The sequence below is a fragment of the Roseomonas genomospecies 6 genome (assembly GCF_008365375.1).
Classification (GTDB): domain Bacteria; phylum Pseudomonadota; class Alphaproteobacteria; order Azospirillales; family Azospirillaceae; genus Azospirillum.
Genome location: NZ_QOKW01000001.1, coordinates 451,318 through 466,757 on the forward strand (window position 1 = coordinate 451,318; position 15,440 = coordinate 466,757).

The following is a 15,440-nucleotide window of genomic DNA, read 5'->3' on the forward strand; positions in this document are numbered from 1 at the left end:
GTCCTTCTCCAACCAGGCCGGGTGCCCCTCCCATGGCCCATGCCATGTTCAAACGCTACAAGGTCCTGTTCATCCGCCCCCTGCCCGGCCTGCGTCCGGGCCGGCCCGAGCGCGACGCCATGGTGGATCGGGTCAAGCGCTTCGCCAGCCAGAACGGCATGGCCGGCGACCTGCACGCCATCGCCCCCAACGCCGGTTTCGGCATCCTGGAAATCCAATGCACGGACAAGCTGGCCCGCCGGCTGAGCGACCTGTCGGAGGTCGAATCCGTGTTGGAGGCGTAAGCGCCCTCTACCTCCCAATTCAGTCTTAGCCCTCTCCCCCCTGGGGAGAGGGTGGCCCAAAGGGCCGGTGAGGGGGATGCGCTTTTGCCGGACGTGCCGCCACGCGCAACCCCCTCACCCTAACCCTCTCCCCAGAGGGGAGAGGGGATTTTGAAGGACGTAAGCGCCCTCTACCTCCCGTTCAGGTGACGGGGCATCGGCTTGCGGCGGCGGCACAACGGGCCATCTGCAGTGTTTTACCGCACAGACGCCGTCAGGAGCCCGCCTTCATGAATCCCCGGTTGCTCGCCGAGGTGCTGGAACCCGTGCTGAACGCCGCGGAAAAGGACGACGCGGCGATGCTCGACGCCGTGAATCTGTCGGCGGAGGCGCTGGCCGCGCTCGGCGCGGTCATCCTCGACCGCGAGGGGCGCCCGGCCGACGGCGTGTCCGACGAACGCGCGGTGGTCGCCGCGCTGAACACCCATGCGCACACGCTGATGCAGTGCGGGCGGCTCGACGATGTGGTGGAGGCGCTGCAACTGGCCGAACGGATCGGCCGGCTGGGCCGCCTGCCCCATCATCCGCGCATGTCCGACGGTTAGCCACCTAAGGTTAGGTGGGAGGAACACCGCACCGCCCCCGTTGTTGTGCGAGCCGTGCCGCCCAACAGGGGAGATGTGTCTTGCCGACCGCGCCCAATCCAAATGCCTTTCTCGGCCCGAACGCCTTTCCCGGCCCCATCGAGGGCGAGGCCCTGTCCCTGCTTCAGGACAAGCTGCTTCCCGGCTTCCTCACCGGGCGGCGCTGGTACGCCGCCAAGGACGCCGGCACGCCCAAAGTGCGCATCGTCGATGCCCTGCCCCTTCCCCTCGCCTCCGGTTCGGCGCAGCTCTGCCTGCTGCGGGTGGAGCCGCCGGGGCGGGAGCCGCAGCTCTACCAGCTTCCCCTCGTGCTCGACCGCGGCGGCAAGGCTGACGATTCCGACCCCTTCGCCATCGCCGGCCCCGGAGCGCTTCCCTGGGCCGGGGCTCTGCGCGACGGCTACGGCGACGAGGAGGTGGTGCGCGCCCTGCTCGACGGCATCCGCAAGGGCGGGGAGAGCGGCGGCCTGCGCTTCGGGCGCAGCCGTGCGTTCGAATCCGTCAAGGGCGCGCTGGACGGCGGCGCCCCGCTGCGCTGGACGGGCGCGGAGCAATCCAACACCTCCGTCCGCGTCGGCGACGCCGCGATCCTGAAGGGGCTGCGCAAGCTGGAATCCGGCACTCATCCGGAGCTGGAGGTCGGGCGCTTCCTGACGGAGGTCGCCAACTTCCGCAACACCCCGGCCCTGCTGGGCTGGGTGGAGCGCACGGGCGACGGGGACGCCGCCACCCTGTGCATCCTCCAGGAACTGGTTCCCGACGCACGCGATGCCTGGAACCACGTCACCGCCATACTCACAGAGCGCGTCGAACGCTTCGACGACGAGACGTCGGACGACATCGCCCTGATGACCTTCATGCGCCGTCTGGGCCGCCGCACGGCGGAGATGCACCGGGCGCTCGCAACCCCCGGCGGCGGCGACGCCTTCACGCCGGAACCGGTGACGCCCGCCATGCTGAAGAGTTGGGCGGACGGTGTGCGCACCCTCGCCCGCCGCGTGCTTGGCCAGTTGCGCGAGGCGGCCCCGCGGCTGAACGCGGACGTCGCGCCCTACGCCGCCTCCCTGGCCGACAGCGAGGCCACGGTGATGCGCCAGATCACCACGCTGACTCCGCCGCGCGGCGACTTCTGCGCCATGCGCCTGCACGGCGACTTCCATCTGGGGCAGGTGCTGGCCGGCAAGGACGACCTGTTCATCGTCGATTTCGAGGGCGAGCCGATGCGCCCGCTGGCGGAGCGGCGGGCCAAGCATTGCATCATGCGCGACGTGGCGGGGATGCTGCGTTCCATCACCTACGCCGCCGCCGGGGCGCGGGCCGCGTTGCCCGAGGATCTGGACGAGGCGGCACGCGGCGCGCGCACCGCCTGGCTGAACTGGTGGGAGGGGGAGGCGGCGTCCGCCTTCGTCGCCGGCTACCGCGAGGCCATCGGGGATTGCCCCGGCTGGCCCGCCGATCCCGCCACGGCCACGCAGCTCTTGAAACTTTTCCTGTTGGAAAAGGCGTTCTACGAGATCGGGTACGAGTTGGCGAACCGGCCCGATTGGCTGGCGATCCCGCTGGCCGGCGCCATCGGAATCCTGGGCGCCGACGCCGGGCCGGAGGTGGCCGACCGCGCGTCCGGCCCGGTCGGGCTGGCCGCCCCCGGCGCCACCCGCCTCGGCGAGGCCCGCGCCCACGCCATGCCCTTCGGCGCGCAGGTGCAGCCCGACGGCTCCGTCCGCTTCACCCTGTGGGCGCCGGGGACCGAGCAGATCTCGCTGTGGCTGGAGGACACCCAGGCCCTGCTGCCCATGGTGCGGCGGGCCGACGGCTGGTTCGAATGGACCACCGCCCAGGCCCAGGCGGGTACCCGCTACCGGTTCGAGCTTCCCGACGGGCTGCGCGTGCCCGATCCGGCGTCCCGCCACCAGCCGGAGGACGTGCACGGGCCGAGCGAGGTGATCGACCCCACCGTCTACCGCTGGTCCGACGCCGCCTGGACCGGGCGCCCCTGGCACGAGACGGTGCTCTACGAGCTTCACATCGGTACCTTCACCGAGGAAGGCACCTTCCGCGCCGCCATCGACAAGCTCGACCACCTCGTGGAACTGGGCGTCACCGCCATCGAGCTGTTGCCGGTGGCCGATTTTCCCGGTTCGCGCAACTGGGGCTACGACGGGGTTCTGCCCTACGCCCCGGACGCCGCCTATGGCCGCCCGGAGGATCTGAAGGCGCTGGTGGACGCCGCCCACGCCAAGGGGCTGATGGTCTTCCTCGACGTCGTCTACAACCATTTCGGCCCGGACGGGAACTACCTCCACGCCTACGCCAAAGCCTTCTTCACCGACCGGCACAAGACGCCCTGGGGCGACGCCATCAACGTGGACGGGCCGCGCAACGCCACGGTGCGCGACTACTTCATCCACAACACGCTCTATTGGATCGAGGAGTTCCACATGGACGGGCTGCGCTTCGACGCGGTCCACGCCATCCTCGACGACAGCGACAAGCTGTTTCTTCAGGAGCTTGCGGAGCGCGTTCACGACGCCGTGCGGGGCCGCCGCCACGTCCATCTCGTTCTGGAGAACGACGAGAACGAAGCCCATCTGCTGGAGCGCCATCCGGAGGGCGACCCGCGCTGGCACACCGCGCAGTGGAACGACGACCTGCACCATTGCCTGCATGTCTGGGCGTCCGGCGAGTCCAGCGGCTATTACGCCGACTACGCGGACGACGCGGTGAAGCTGGCCCGCGCCATGGCGGAGGGCTTCGCCTTCCAGGGGCACGCCTCCTCCTACCGCGGGGGCGGGGCGCGCGGGGAGCCGTCGGCGCATCTGCCGCCCACAGCCTTCGTCACCTTCATCCAGAACCACGACCAGATCGGCAACCGCGCCTTCGGGGACCGGATCACCCGCTTCTCCCGGACGGAGGCGGTGCGGGCGGCGACCGCGCTCTATCTGCTGGGGCCGGGCATCCCGATGCTGTTCATGGGCGAGGAATGGGCGTCCGACCGCCCCTTCCCCTTCTTCTGCGACTTCGCCGACGAGTTGGCGGAGGCCGTGCGCAACGGCCGGCGGGAGGAGTTCGCCAAGTTCCCCGAATTCCAGGACCCGGCGACCCGCGACCGCATCCCCGACCCGACCGCGCCCGAAACCTTCCGGTCGGCCAAGCTGGATTGGGACAAGCTGGATTGTGATGGCCGCGACAAAGGCGAGCACGGGGAGTGGCTGGCCTGGTACCGCCGCATCCTGGCCGTCCGCCGCAAGGAGATCGCGCCCCGGCTGGAGAACGCGCCCGGCGGTGCCGCCTCCCACGAGGTGATCGACGGGCGGGGCATCCGCGTGTCCTGGCGGCTGGGCGACGGCAGCCGGCTGCATCTGTTCGCCAACCTGTCCGACGCGCCCGTGGAGGGCATGGGCGAGGCGAAGGGCCGCGTCCTCTGGGCGGAAGGCGACGGTCTCGACGGTGACGCCCTGGCGCCGCTGTCCGTCCTGTGGACCATCGAGGAGACGACGGCGCTCGACCGGCTCGGCGAGCGGATGGGAATCGAGACGCACTACACCGGCGCGTCGGGGGAGACCGTCCAGGCGTCGGAGGGCACCATCCGCGCGCTTCTGGCGGCCATGGAGGTGGACGCGGACGACCCGGCGACGGCGCTGGAGGCGTTGGACCGGCGCGAACTGTCCCGCCCCCTGCCCCCCGTGGCCGTGCTGCGCGTCGACCGCCCGCCCTTCGCCGTCACCGTCACCCTGCCGGAAGGCACCGGGAACCTGCGCTGGACCCTGGCGCTGGAAGACGGGGGCGACCGGACCGGCGAGGCCGATTTCGGCGACCTGCCGCTGGTCCGCAAGGCGGGTGCCGATGAGCAGAATTTCGAGGTGCGGCGCCTCGACCTCGGCGCGGCGGCGCCCCCCGGCTATCACCGGCTGCGGCTGGACGTGGAGGGCCTGCGGGCGGAGCACCCCGGCCTGGAGACGACGGTGATCGCCGCACCCGCCACCTGCCACCTGCCCGCCCCGCTCCAGATGGGCGAGCGGATCTGGGGCCTGTCGGTGCAGCTCTACGCCCTGAGCTGCGCCGGAGATTGGGGGATCGGCGATTTCGGCGACCTCGTCAACGTGGCGGAGATGGCGGCGGCGCGCGGGGCGGGCATCGTCGGGCTGAACCCGCTGCACGCCCTGTTCCTCGACCGGCCCGAACAGGCCAGCCCCTATTCCCCGGCCAGCCGCCTGTTCCTCAACCCGCTCTACATCGACGTTCTTGCGGTGCCGGAACTGATGGGCTGCGCCGAGGCCCGCGGCATGATCGCGTCGGACGATTTCATTCGTGCCGTTCAGGCGGCGGAGGCCGCCCCGCTGGTCGATTACGCCGCCGTGGCGGCGCTGAAGCTGCCGATCCTAGAACGGCTGTTCGCCCATTTCCGGAAGGACGGCAGCGCGGAGCGGCGGCGGGCGCTGGACGCCTTCCGGGCCGATCTGGGCGAGGGGCTGGACCGCTTCTGCACCTTCCAGGCCCTGCGCGAGCGCTTCGCCAAGGACGGCAGGCCCGACTGGCGCCAGTGGCCGGAGGAGTTCCGGGACGCCGCCTCCCCCGCCGTCCGCCGCTTCGCGGAGGAGCGGCGCGAGCGCATCGACTTCTTCGTCTGGCTGCAATGGCTGGCCGACGGCCAGTTGCAGGCGGCGGCGGAGCGGGCGCGGGAGCGCGGCATGGCCGTGGGTTTCTTCCGCGACCTCGCCGTCGGGGCCGACAGCGGCGGGGCGGAGACCTGGGCCGACCCGCATGTGGTGGTGGCGAAGGCGCATGTCGGCGCCCCGCCCGACCTGTTCAACCCCGCCGGCCAGGACTGGGGCCTGCCGCCCTTCCATCCCCACGCGCTGCGCGAGGGCGGCTATGCCCGCTTCATCGAGCTTCTGCGCGCCAACATGCGCCACGCCGGGGCGCTGCGCATCGACCACGCCATGGCGCTCCAGCACGTCTATTGGATACCGGAGGGGCACCCGCCCTCCGAAGGGGCCTATGTCGCCTACCCGATGGACGACCTCCTCGGAATCCTGGCCCTGGAAAGCCAGCGCAACCGTTGCCTCGTCGTCGGCGAGGATTTGGGCACGGTGCCCGAGGGATTCCGGGAGCGCATGACGGAGGCGGGTGTCCTGAGTTACCGGGTGATGTTCTTCGAATGGACCGAGGATGGCGGATTCCGCGGTCCCGACGACTACCCCTACGCGGCGCTCGCCACGGTGGGTAGCCACGACCTCGCCACGCTCCGTGGCTGGTGGGAGGGGCATGACATCACTCTGAAGGAGGAGCGCGGCCTGTACCCCGAGGCGGGCGAGGCCGAGCGCCAGCGCGACCGCCGCAAGGCCGAACGCGCCCGCCTTCTGGAGGCGCTGGCCGCCGCCTTCCTGCCGCTGCCCGCCAGCTTCGGCCCCGACAGCCCCTACAGCGAGGCGCTGGGCCACGCGGTGCACGCCTTCCTGGCCCGCACCGGCTCCGCCATCGCCATGGTCCAGATGGACGACCTGACCGGCGAGCTGGAGCAGGTGAACCTGCCGGGCACGGTGGATCAGTACCCCAACTGGCGCCGCAAGCTGCGCCTCGGGCTGGAGGACATGGCCGACTGCCCGCAGGCCGGCGCCATCGCCGCCATCATGGCCGCCGCCCGCCCGGCGGCGGTGGCCTCCCGCCCCTCGCCCGCCCCGGGAGAGGGTGGCCGCGGAGCGGCCGGGTGAGGGTACAGCCAAGGATCAGCCCTTTGACCGTCACCGGCACCCTCACCCTCCCGCCGCTTCGCGGCGGGTCCCTCCCTCTCCCGGGACGGGAGAGGGCCTCACGCAGTTCCTGATCCAGGAGACCAATCCATGGCGGCGGACGCCGAAAAGCCGATACCCCTGGCCACCTACCGCGTGCAGTTGCGCGCCGAGTTCGGCTTCGACCGCACCGCCGGAATCGCCGACTACATGGCGCGGCTGGGAATAAGCCACCTCTACGCCTCGCCCTACATGAAGGCGCGGCCCGGCAGCACCCACGGCTACGACATCGTGGACCACAACGCCCTGAACCCGGAGCTGGGCAGCGAGGAGTCCTTCCACGGCATGGTGGAGGCGCTGAAGCGCAACGGGCTTGGCCAGATCCTCGATTTCGTGCCGAACCACATGGGTGTCGGCGGGTCCGACAACGGCTGGTGGCTGGACGTTCTGGAATGGGGGCCGGACAGCCCCTACGCCGGCTATTTCGACATCGAATGGGAACCCGACCGCCGCTACCTGCACGGCAAGGTGCTGGTGCCCCTGCTGGGCGACCAGTTCGGCGCCGTTCTGGAATCCGGCGGGCTGGAGCTGCGCTTCGACCCGGAGGCGGGCGGCTTCGCCGTCTGGGCCTACGGCACCCACAAGCTGCCGGTGCGGCCCGCCGACTACGGCGCGATCCTGGGCGACGACCACCCCGACCTGGAGCGCATCGGCGACGCCTTCCGCCATCTCGATCAGGTGCGCCCCCACCAAATCCGCCGCGCCAACGCCCTGAAGGCCGAACTGGCCGCGCTGGTCTCCGAGAAGCCCGACGTGGCCGAGGCCATGGAGCGCCGGCTGAAGCGCTTCCGCGGCGAGGAGGGGGAGCCGGAAAGCTGGCGCCGCCTGACCGACCTGATCGCCGCCCAGAACTGGCGCGCCGCCTATTTCAAGGTGGCGGCGGACGACATCAACTACCGCCGCTTCTTCAACATCAACGAACTCGCCGGCCTGCGCATGGAGGAGCGGGAGCTGTTCGACGTGGCCCACCGTCTGGCCTTCAAACTGATCGACGACGGCACTCTGGACGGGCTGCGCATCGACCACATCGACGGCCTCTACGACCCCGTGGGCTATTGCGAGCGGCTGGTCCAGGCGACGGAGCGGCCCTTCTATCTGGTGGTCGAGAAGATCCTGGCCCGCCACGAGCGGCTGCGCGAGGACTGGCCGATCGACGGCACCACCGGCTACGAGTTCGCCAACCTGATGGGCGGCCTGTTCGTGGACCCCCGCGCCGAGGAGGATTTCACCCGCCTCTACGCCGACTTCACCGGGCGGCGCGAGAGCTTCGACGAGGTGGTGCGGACCAGCAAAATCCGCATCATGGACAGCGAGATGTCCAGCGAGCTTCACGTTCTGGCCCGGCAGGCGTCGCGCATCGCCCGCGCCAACCCGCGCACCGCGGACTTCACCGCCAACATCCTGCATCAGGCGTTGAAGGAGACCATCGCCCGCTTCCCCGTCTACCGCACCTATGTGGACTGGCGCGGCGTCAGCGATCTGGACCGGCGGAGCATCGATTGGGCGATCACCCAGGCGCGCAAGGCCGATCCGAACACCGACGGCTCCGCCTATGATTTCCTGCACAGGCTGCTGACCACCGATCTGGTGGCCCAGCCGCGCAGCGGCTACAGCCGGCAGCAGGTTCTGCGCTTCGCCATGCGCTTCCAGCAGTACAGCGGCCCGGTGATGGCCAAGGGGCTGGAGGACACCGCCTTCTACCGCTACAACCGGCTGGCCGCCCTGAACGAGGTGGGCGGGCATCCCGAGCATTTCGGGGTCAGCACCGCCAGCTTCCACCACGCCAACGCGGAGCGCGCCGCACGCTGGCCGCACGCCATGCTTGCCAGCACCACCCACGACACCAAGCGCGGCGAGGACACCCGCGCCCGGCTCTACGCCCTGTCGGAGATGCCGGAGGAGTGGGAGCGGCAGATCCAGACCTGGAGCCGCCTGCTGCGCGCCCGCCGCGGAGACGTGGAGGGGACCGCCCCGCCCGACCGCAACGACGAATATCTCTTCTACCAGCTCCTCGTCGGTGCCTGGCCGGCGGAGCTGACGGGGGCGGACTCCGCCAGCCTGGACCCGCAGGCCATGACGGAGTTCGCGGAGCGCCTCGTCGGCGCCATGACGAAGTCGATGCGCGAGGCCAAGGTCCACACCACCTGGGCCTCTCCCAACGATGCCTACGAAGGCGCCATGACCAGCTTCGTCCACGACGCGCTGGACGTGACGCGCAGCACGGCCTTCTTCGATGCCTTCCTGCCCTTCCAGGCGCGGATCGCCCGCATCGGCATGGTCAACGGGCTGAGCCAGACGCTCCTGAAGCTGACCAGCCCCGGCGTTCCGGACATCTACCAGGGCTGCGAGCTGTGGAACTTCAGCCTCGTCGATCCCGACAACCGGCGCCCGGTGGATTACGACTCCCGCCGCCGCCTGCTGGACACGGTGGAGAGCGCGGAGATCGGCCACCTGTTGAACCGCTGGCAGGACGGCGCGGTGAAGCTGGCCCTGACCAGGCGCGCGCTCGCCCTGCGGGCGGCCATCCCCGATCTGTTCGCAACGGGCGAGTATCTCCCGCTGGAGGCGGCGGGTGAACGGGCGGAGCATGTGGTGGCCTTCGCCCGCCGGCTGGGCGACGACACGGTCGTGGTCGCCGCTCCGCGGCTCGTGGGAGCGCTGGGCGAGGTTCCGGAGTGGGGCGATACCTCCATCCCCCTGCCGCGCGGGCAGCGCTGGCGCAACGCGCTGACCGACGGGACGCTGGAGGCCGCGGACGCGGTGACCGCCGCCGACCTCTTCCGCGACTTCCCCGTCGCCCTTCTCGTGCGGGAGGGGTGACGCATGGACCGCAGCCCGCCACAGCACCGGCTCCTCGTTCCCATCGACCCGCGGCTGATCGGGAGCACCCCCGCCAAGCCCGCGGTCTTCGGGACCGTTCTGTCCGGCGAGCCTCAAGAGAGCTTCCTGAACCTGTATGACGGCGGCGGGGGGCGGTTCGCCTGCGGGCTTTGGCAGTGCACGCCGGGAACCATCGCCATGGCCGACTGGCCGCATGAGGAATTCTGCGTTCTGCTGGCCGGGCGGGTGGTCATCACCCCCCAGGGCGGCGCGCCGCAGGAACACCGGCAGGGCGATGCCTTCGTCATTCCCAGGGGCTTCACCGGCATCTGGGACGTGCGCGAGACGATCCGCAAATACTACGCGATCGAGAAGCCCGTCGGCCCCGGCGCCATGGCCCGGCGGCTGTTGCGCGCCCCGCTGTCGCTGGCCCGGCGGCTGTTGCGGCGGGGCGGGCCGACCCTTGCTCAGGGCGGCTTCTGAAGCGGGTTCCGGGAGGGCTACCCTCGGAAAATATCCGATTTCTTCCGTCGGGATTGATCGAATCCCTTCGCCACGCGTTATTCCGAAGTACAGGCGCCCGACCGGAGCAACGAGAGGCGCTCAATCGGACTCATTTCTGCACCACGGGACGCGACCACAGACGGACGGGAGACAAGCATGAGCGATCATCGCCAATGGGTCGAACTGGACCACAGCAACGGCGGCGAAGCCGCCAAGCCGCAGGACACCCAGTCCGCCGCCACCACGGCCACCCAGAACTCCGCCCAGCCGGCAGAGACCCCCGTGCCGGGCGGTCCGGACAGCTCCCCGGACCGCTGACGGCCTTTCGATAACGACGGCAAGCGGAAACGGCAGGGCGGGTCTCGGGCCTCAGCCCTGCCGCCGCATGGCCTGGAGTCCCGTGGCGGAGGCGCGGTCGGGCCGGCCGAACAGTTCCAGGGCCGGGGGGATGGAGGAGGGGCGCATCCCCGCCAGGATTTCGCCGACCGCCCCGACGGCGTCGACCAGCGCGTCGGGCATCACCGGCTTGCGCAGAAGACCGAGCGCGAAATCGCGCGCCTCCTCCCCCCGATGATCGAAGCCGGTGATGAGCAGGGAGGGGATGTTGTGCTCCTCCCACAATTTGCGTGCCAGCGTCAGCCCATTCTCGCCACCGGCCAGATAGACGTCCACCAGCGCGAGATCCGGCTGTTCCCGGACGCCCAGCCGCGTCGCCTTGGCGGCGTCGCGCAGGGGGCCGACGACCGTGTAACCGGCGTTTTCCAGCACGGCCTTGATGGCCGGCCCGATCAACGGATCGTCCTCGACGACGAGCAACTTCACGGCATCTGTTCCTTGTTGGCGGACGGCTGTGGGCCGGCTTGGCCCGAAGCGCCCATGTTTGTCGATGCGGTGCATCAATCAAGGGGCGGAATCGGCGCAATGGAGCGAGGCGGCGGGGCACCGAACGGGCAGAGCCTTGGGGAGGGGCGAACCCGCCGCCCGCTTTGCGTGTTTAGAGCATTCCGAGACCGATGCAACCTCCGTGGGAGACCTGCATGAAGTTCATCGAATTCACCGACCGCGCCGGGGCGCCGGTCCTGATCAACGCCGCGGGTGTCCTGTACCTTCGCGGCACCGAGGGGGAGCGGACCGAGATCACCTTTGCCGGACGTGCCGAACCGCTGGTGGTCGCCGCCCCGCTGGACGAGGTGGCCCGGACGCTGGAAGACGCCATGCCGGTACCGCCCGACCCCACCCTGGCGCTCGTCTCGTGACGGGCGGGCCTCGCAGGTCCCGGCCTCACACGTCGTAGATGGGGCCCGGCGTGGCCTTGTTCGCGCCGCCGCGCTTGCGCTCTTCCTTCTCGGTCAGTTCGGCCTCGCCGCCCTGGTCCGGCTTGACGGTACCCTCGCGGGCCTCGTCGATTCCCTCGTCCTTGCCGGGCTGCGGGTCGGTCTTGCGGTCGTCGGTCATGACGGTCCTCGTTCCGGTTTTCGGTTCACCGTCTTCAACATTCCGGGGGCCGCGGCGTTGCGCCCCGCGCCCTCCCCTTCCGGAAGGCTGATGCGCGCGTGGCGCGGGTTGCCGGACGCCGCGCGCTCCATCACTTTTCGGGGCGGAGACAAACCGGAAGGACCGCCATGATCGACCTCCATTACTGGCCGACCCCCAACGGGCACAAGATCACCCTCTTCCTGGAGGAAGCGGGGCTGGACTACACCATCCATCCCGTGGACATCTCGGCCGGCGACCAGTTCAAGCCGGATTTCCTGGCGATCTCCCCGAACAACCGCATGCCGGCCATCGTGGACCACGCCCCGGCGGACGGCGGGGAGCCTGTGTCCGTCTTCGAATCGGGCGCGATCCTGACCTATCTGGCGGAAAAGACCGGCAAATTCCTGCCCGCCGACCCGCGGGGCCGCAAGACCGTTCTGGAGTGGCTGTTCTGGCAGGTGGGGGGCCTTGGCCCGATGGCCGGGCAGAACCACCATTTCGTGCAGTACGCGCCCGAACAGATCCCCTACGCCATCGACCGCTACGTGAAGGAAACCAACCGCCTCTACGGCGTCCTGAACAAGCGTCTGGCGGGCCGGGCCTTCATCGCGGGGGACGATCTCACCATCGCCGACATGGCCTGCTACCCTTGGATCGTCCCGCACGAGCGGCAGCGCCAGAACCTCGCCGACTTCCCGGAGCTGAAGCGCTGGTTCGAATCGATCCAGGCCCGCCCGGCGACGGTCCGCGCCTATGAGAAGGGCGCGGAACTGGCCAAGCGCCCGTCGGTCACCGACGAGGGCAAGAAGATCCTGTTCGGCCAGACCGCGGCGAACGTTCAGAAGTGATGATGAATGTCCCCTCTCCCGCCCCGGGAGAGGGTGGCGCCAGAGGCGCCTCTCACGCTGGCTGAAAGCCAGCGCTGACGGCGACAGGCGGATGCCATTGGCATCCGCTGAGAGCCGGGTGAGGGTCGTACGAGGATTGAAGCGCTGATCCTTGGCTGTACCCTCACCCTCCCGCCGCAAAGCGGCGGGTCCCTCCCTCTCCCGGGGCGGGAGAGTGCAACGAAGCCATCACTGCGCCGTCCAGCCGCCGTCCATCAGCAGGCTGGCGCCGGTCATCTGCGCCGCCGAGTCGGAGCACAGGAAGACCGCCAGCCCGCCCAGCTCGTCCGGCGTCACGAAGGCGCCGGAGGGCTGCTTGGCGCCCAGAAGTTCCGCCCGCGCCTGCGGTTCCGGGATGTTCTTGGAGGAGGCGATGGCGTCGATCTGCTTCTGCACCAGCGGGGTCAGCACCCAGCCCGGACAGATGGCGTTGCAGGTGATGCCCGTCCCCGCCGTCTCCAGCGCCACCGTCTTGGTCAGACCGACCACGCCGTGCTTGGCCGCGACGTAGGCCGCCTTGTTGACCGACGCGACATGGCCGTGCACCGAGGCGATGTTGAGGATGCGCCCCCAGCCGCGCCGCTTCATGCCCGGCAGGGCGTGGTGGATGCCGTGGAAGACCGCCGACAGGTTGAGCGCGATCACCGCGTCCCAGCGCTCCGCCGGGAAGTCCTCGACCGGGGCGACGTGCTGGATGCCCGCGTTGTTCACCAGCACGTCGACGGAACCGAAGGTCTCCTCCGCGTGGGCGATCAGCGCGGCGATCTCCGAGGGCTTCGACAGGTCGGCGCCGTGATAGCCGACGCGCACCCCGAACTCCGCGGCCAGACCGGCACGCAGCTCTTCGATGGCGCCCACCTCGCCGAAGCCGTTCAGCACCACGTCCGCCCCGGCCCCAGCCAAAGCCCGCGCGATGCCCAACCCGATCCCGCTGGTCGAGCCGGTGACCACCGCGACCTTCTGAGTCAAGGTCATGGCTTATCCTCTGTTGTCTTGATGGTTCAAGTCCCCTCCCCCCTCCGGGGAGAGGGCTGGGCGCTGGTCAGCCTTCCAGCTCCGGGCGCTCGCGGAACTCGTCGAGCGCCATGGGGTTGGCCAGGGCCTCGGTGTTCTTGATCGGGCGCCCGTGCACCGCGTCGCGCACCGCCAGTTCGGTGATCTTGCCCGAGCGCGTGCGCGGGATGTCCTTGACCGCCACGATCCGCGCCGGAACGTGCCGCGGCGAGCAGTTCTCCTTGATCCGCTTACGGATCGTGTCCTCCAGAGCCTTGTCGAGCGTCAGCCCCTCGCGCAGCACCACGAACAGGATGACGCGCACGTCGCCGTCCCACTCCTGGCCGATGCACACCGCCTCCAGGATCTCCGGCAACTGCTCCACCTGCCGGTAGATCTCCGCCGTCCCGATGCGCACCCCGCCGGGATTGAGCACCGCGTCGGAGCGCCCGTAGATCACCCAGCCGCCATGCGCCGTCCGCTCGATGAAGTCGCCGTGCGTCCACACATTGGGAAAGCGCTCGAAATAGGCCGCCCGGTACTTCGCCCCGTCCGGGTCGGCCCAGAAGCCCACGGGCATGCTCGGGAAGGGCCGCGTGCAGACCAGCTCGCCCTTCTCCCCGCTGACCGCGTGGCCGGCGTCGTCGAAGGCCGCCACCGCCATGCCGAGCCCCGCCGTCTGAAGCTCGCCCGCCCACACCGGAGCGGTCGGGTTGCCCAGCACGAAGCAGCTCACGATGTCCGTGCCGCCGCTGATCGAGGCCAGATGCACGTCCGCCTTGATGGCGCGGTAGACGTATTCGAAGTTCTCCGGCATCAGCGGCGAGCCGGTCGAGGCCAGTGCCCGCAGCGTGGACAGGCTGTGCGTGCGCATCGGCTCCAGCCCCGACTTCTCGGCCTGCTGGATGAACTTGGCCGAGGTGCCGAACAGCGTCATCCCCTCCGCGTCGGCGTAGTCGAACAGGATGGTGCCGTCCGGCGCGAAGGGCGAGCCGTCGTACAAGAGCAGCGTCGCCCCGGCGGCCAGCCCGGAGACCAGCCAGTTCCACATCATCCAGCCGCAGGTGGTGTAGTAGAAGACGCGGTCGCCCGGCTTCACGTCGCTGTGCAGGCGGTGTTCCTTGACGTGCTGGATCAGCGTGCCGCCGGTGCCGTGGACGATGCACTTAGGCTTGCCGGTGGTGCCCGAGGAGAAGAGGATGAACAGCGGGTGGTTGAAGGGCACCCGCTCGAAGCTCGGCTCCGCCGCCGCGAAGGGGGCGAGGAAGTCGGTCCAGGTGACGCCGCCGCGGATGGTCGAGACGTCGGGCGTCTCGTCGACGTAGGGGATGATGACGGCGGCCTTGACGGTGGGCAGCTCGGTCAGCACCTGGGCGATCTTGGCCCGGATGTCGTGGCTCTTGCCGTTGTACCAGTAGGCGTCGGGGGCGAAGAGGACGGTGGGCTCGATCTGGCCGAAGCGGTCGGTGATGCCCTGGACGCCGAAGTCGGGGGAGCAGGAGGACCAGATGGCGCCGAGGCTGGCGGTGGCGAGCATGGCGGCCAGCGTCTCGGGCATGTTGGGCACGACGGCGGCGACGCGGTCGCCCTTGCCGACGCCGGCGGCTTTCAGCGCCTGCTGGAGGCGGGAGACCTCGGCGGTCAGCTCGGCGCCCGACCAGCGGCGCTTGACCTTGTCCTCGGCCCAGAAGACGACGGCCTCGCCCTCGGGGGCGTTGGCGAGCAGGTTCTCGGCGTAGTTCAGGCGGGCTTCGGGGAACCATTGGGCGCCGGGCATCCTGTCGCCGTCGGCCAGCGCCACCGCGCCGAGATCGCCCTTCAGCCCGGCCCACTCCCACAGGAAGCGCCAGAAGTCCTCCTTGCGGGCGACCGACCAGTCGTAGAGCGCGTCGTAATCGTCCAGCCGCAGCCCGAAGCGGGCGTTCGCGGCCTGCCGGAAGGCCGTCAGGTTGGAGGCCGCCACGCGCGCCTCCGACGGGGTCCAGAGTGGCGTTTCCAGGGACGGTTGATCAGAGGGCGTTTTGTCCATCGTGCTGATCCTGTTTCTTCGTTTTTATGGTTCAG

At 70.0% G+C, this 15,440-nt stretch carries 12 protein-coding genes; 8 read left to right on the top strand and 4 right to left on the bottom strand.

Features of this window, described 5'->3' with window-relative positions:
* Positions 1-32: 32 nt before the first annotated feature.
* From DS843_RS02110 to DS843_RS31005, 6 genes are all read left to right on the top strand, one after another.
* Entirely contained in the window at positions 33-284 is a 252-nt protein-coding gene (locus tag DS843_RS02110; RefSeq protein ID WP_149467232.1) for a hypothetical protein, read from the top strand.
* Positions 285-553: 269 nt separating this feature from the next.
* Positions 554-868, top strand: a complete 315-nt coding sequence (locus DS843_RS02115) for a hypothetical protein (protein WP_040134427.1) — start codon at positions 554-556, stop codon at positions 866-868.
* Positions 869-948: 80 nt separating this feature from the next.
* Positions 949-6,618 carry a malto-oligosyltrehalose trehalohydrolase gene (gene treZ, locus DS843_RS02120; protein WP_149467233.1) on the top strand — a complete coding sequence of 1,890 codons (5,670 nt, stop codon included), beginning with the start codon at positions 949-951 and terminating at the stop codon, positions 6,616-6,618.
* A 129-nt stretch (positions 6,619-6,747) separates the two neighbouring features.
* Positions 6,748-9,516 carry a malto-oligosyltrehalose synthase gene (gene treY / locus DS843_RS02125; RefSeq protein ID WP_149467234.1) on the top strand — a complete coding sequence of 923 codons (2,769 nt, stop codon included), beginning with the start codon at positions 6,748-6,750 and terminating at the stop codon, positions 9,514-9,516.
* Between the two features lie 3 nt (positions 9,517-9,519).
* Positions 9,520-9,999 (top strand): cupin domain-containing protein, encoded by a 480-nt coding sequence (locus DS843_RS02130; protein ID WP_149467235.1) that lies wholly within the window; start codon positions 9,520-9,522, stop codon positions 9,997-9,999.
* Positions 10,000-10,176: 177 nt separating this feature from the next.
* Entirely contained in the window at positions 10,177-10,338 is a 162-nt protein-coding gene (locus DS843_RS31005; RefSeq protein ID WP_167525159.1) for a hypothetical protein, read from the top strand.
* A 51-nt stretch (positions 10,339-10,389) separates the two neighbouring features.
* On the opposite strand, the gene DS843_RS02135 is transcribed toward DS843_RS31005, so the two are convergent.
* Positions 10,390-10,842, bottom strand: coding sequence for a response regulator (locus tag DS843_RS02135; protein ID WP_149467236.1), 453 nt, complete (start codon positions 10,840-10,842; stop codon positions 10,390-10,392).
* Between the two features lie 215 nt (positions 10,843-11,057).
* Between DS843_RS02135 and DS843_RS02140 the strand changes: the two genes are divergently transcribed.
* Positions 11,058-11,276 (top strand): hypothetical protein, encoded by a 219-nt coding sequence (locus DS843_RS02140; RefSeq protein ID WP_149467237.1) that lies wholly within the window; start codon positions 11,058-11,060, stop codon positions 11,274-11,276.
* A 25-nt stretch (positions 11,277-11,301) separates the two neighbouring features.
* Here DS843_RS02140 and DS843_RS31010 read toward each other — a convergent pair whose 3' ends face one another.
* Positions 11,302-11,475 carry a hypothetical protein gene (locus tag DS843_RS31010; protein ID WP_167525160.1) on the bottom strand — a complete coding sequence of 58 codons (174 nt, stop codon included), beginning with the start codon at positions 11,473-11,475 and terminating at the stop codon, positions 11,302-11,304.
* A gap of 167 nt (positions 11,476-11,642) precedes the next feature.
* Here DS843_RS31010 and DS843_RS02145 point away from each other — a divergent pair, with 167 nt between their 5' ends.
* Entirely contained in the window at positions 11,643-12,344 is a 702-nt protein-coding gene (locus DS843_RS02145; RefSeq protein ID WP_149467238.1) for a glutathione binding-like protein, read from the top strand.
* A 228-nt stretch (positions 12,345-12,572) separates the two neighbouring features.
* Here the strand turns inward: DS843_RS02145 and DS843_RS02150 are convergent, their stop codons facing one another.
* Positions 12,573-13,358 carry a 3-hydroxybutyrate dehydrogenase gene (locus DS843_RS02150; protein ID WP_149467239.1) on the bottom strand — a complete coding sequence of 262 codons (786 nt, stop codon included), beginning with the start codon at positions 13,356-13,358 and terminating at the stop codon, positions 12,573-12,575.
* Positions 13,359-13,425: 67 nt separating this feature from the next.
* On the bottom strand, positions 13,426-15,405 hold the full coding sequence (locus DS843_RS02155) for an acetoacetate--CoA ligase (RefSeq protein ID WP_149467240.1): 1,980 nt from the start codon (positions 15,403-15,405) through the stop codon (positions 13,426-13,428).
* Positions 15,406-15,440: the final 35 nt, after the last annotated feature.

Bases quoted from the DNA above. Each gene is read 5' to 3' on its own strand.
- DS843_RS02145 (WP_149467238.1), top strand. From the start codon at position 11,643: ATGATCGACCTCCATTACTGGCCGACCCCCAACGGGCACAAGATCACC.
- DS843_RS02130 (WP_149467235.1), top strand. From the start codon at position 9,520: ATGGACCGCAGCCCGCCACAGCACCGGCTCCTCGTTCCCATCGACCCG.
- DS843_RS31005 (WP_167525159.1), top strand. From the start codon at position 10,177: ATGAGCGATCATCGCCAATGGGTCGAACTGGACCACAGCAACGGCGGC.
- DS843_RS02115 (WP_040134427.1), top strand. From the start codon at position 554: ATGAATCCCCGGTTGCTCGCCGAGGTGCTGGAACCCGTGCTGAACGCC.
- DS843_RS02150 (WP_149467239.1), bottom strand. From the start codon at position 13,358: ATGACCTTGACTCAGAAGGTCGCGGTGGTCACCGGCTCGACCAGCGGG.
- DS843_RS02110 (WP_149467232.1), top strand. From the start codon at position 33: ATGGCCCATGCCATGTTCAAACGCTACAAGGTCCTGTTCATCCGCCCC.
- DS843_RS02155 (WP_149467240.1), bottom strand. From the start codon at position 15,405: ATGGACAAAACGCCCTCTGATCAACCGTCCCTGGAAACGCCACTCTGG.
- DS843_RS02140 (WP_149467237.1), top strand. From the start codon at position 11,058: ATGAAGTTCATCGAATTCACCGACCGCGCCGGGGCGCCGGTCCTGATC.
- DS843_RS31010 (WP_167525160.1), bottom strand. From the start codon at position 11,475: ATGACCGACGACCGCAAGACCGACCCGCAGCCCGGCAAGGACGAGGGA.
- treY (WP_149467234.1), top strand. From the start codon at position 6,748: ATGGCGGCGGACGCCGAAAAGCCGATACCCCTGGCCACCTACCGCGTG.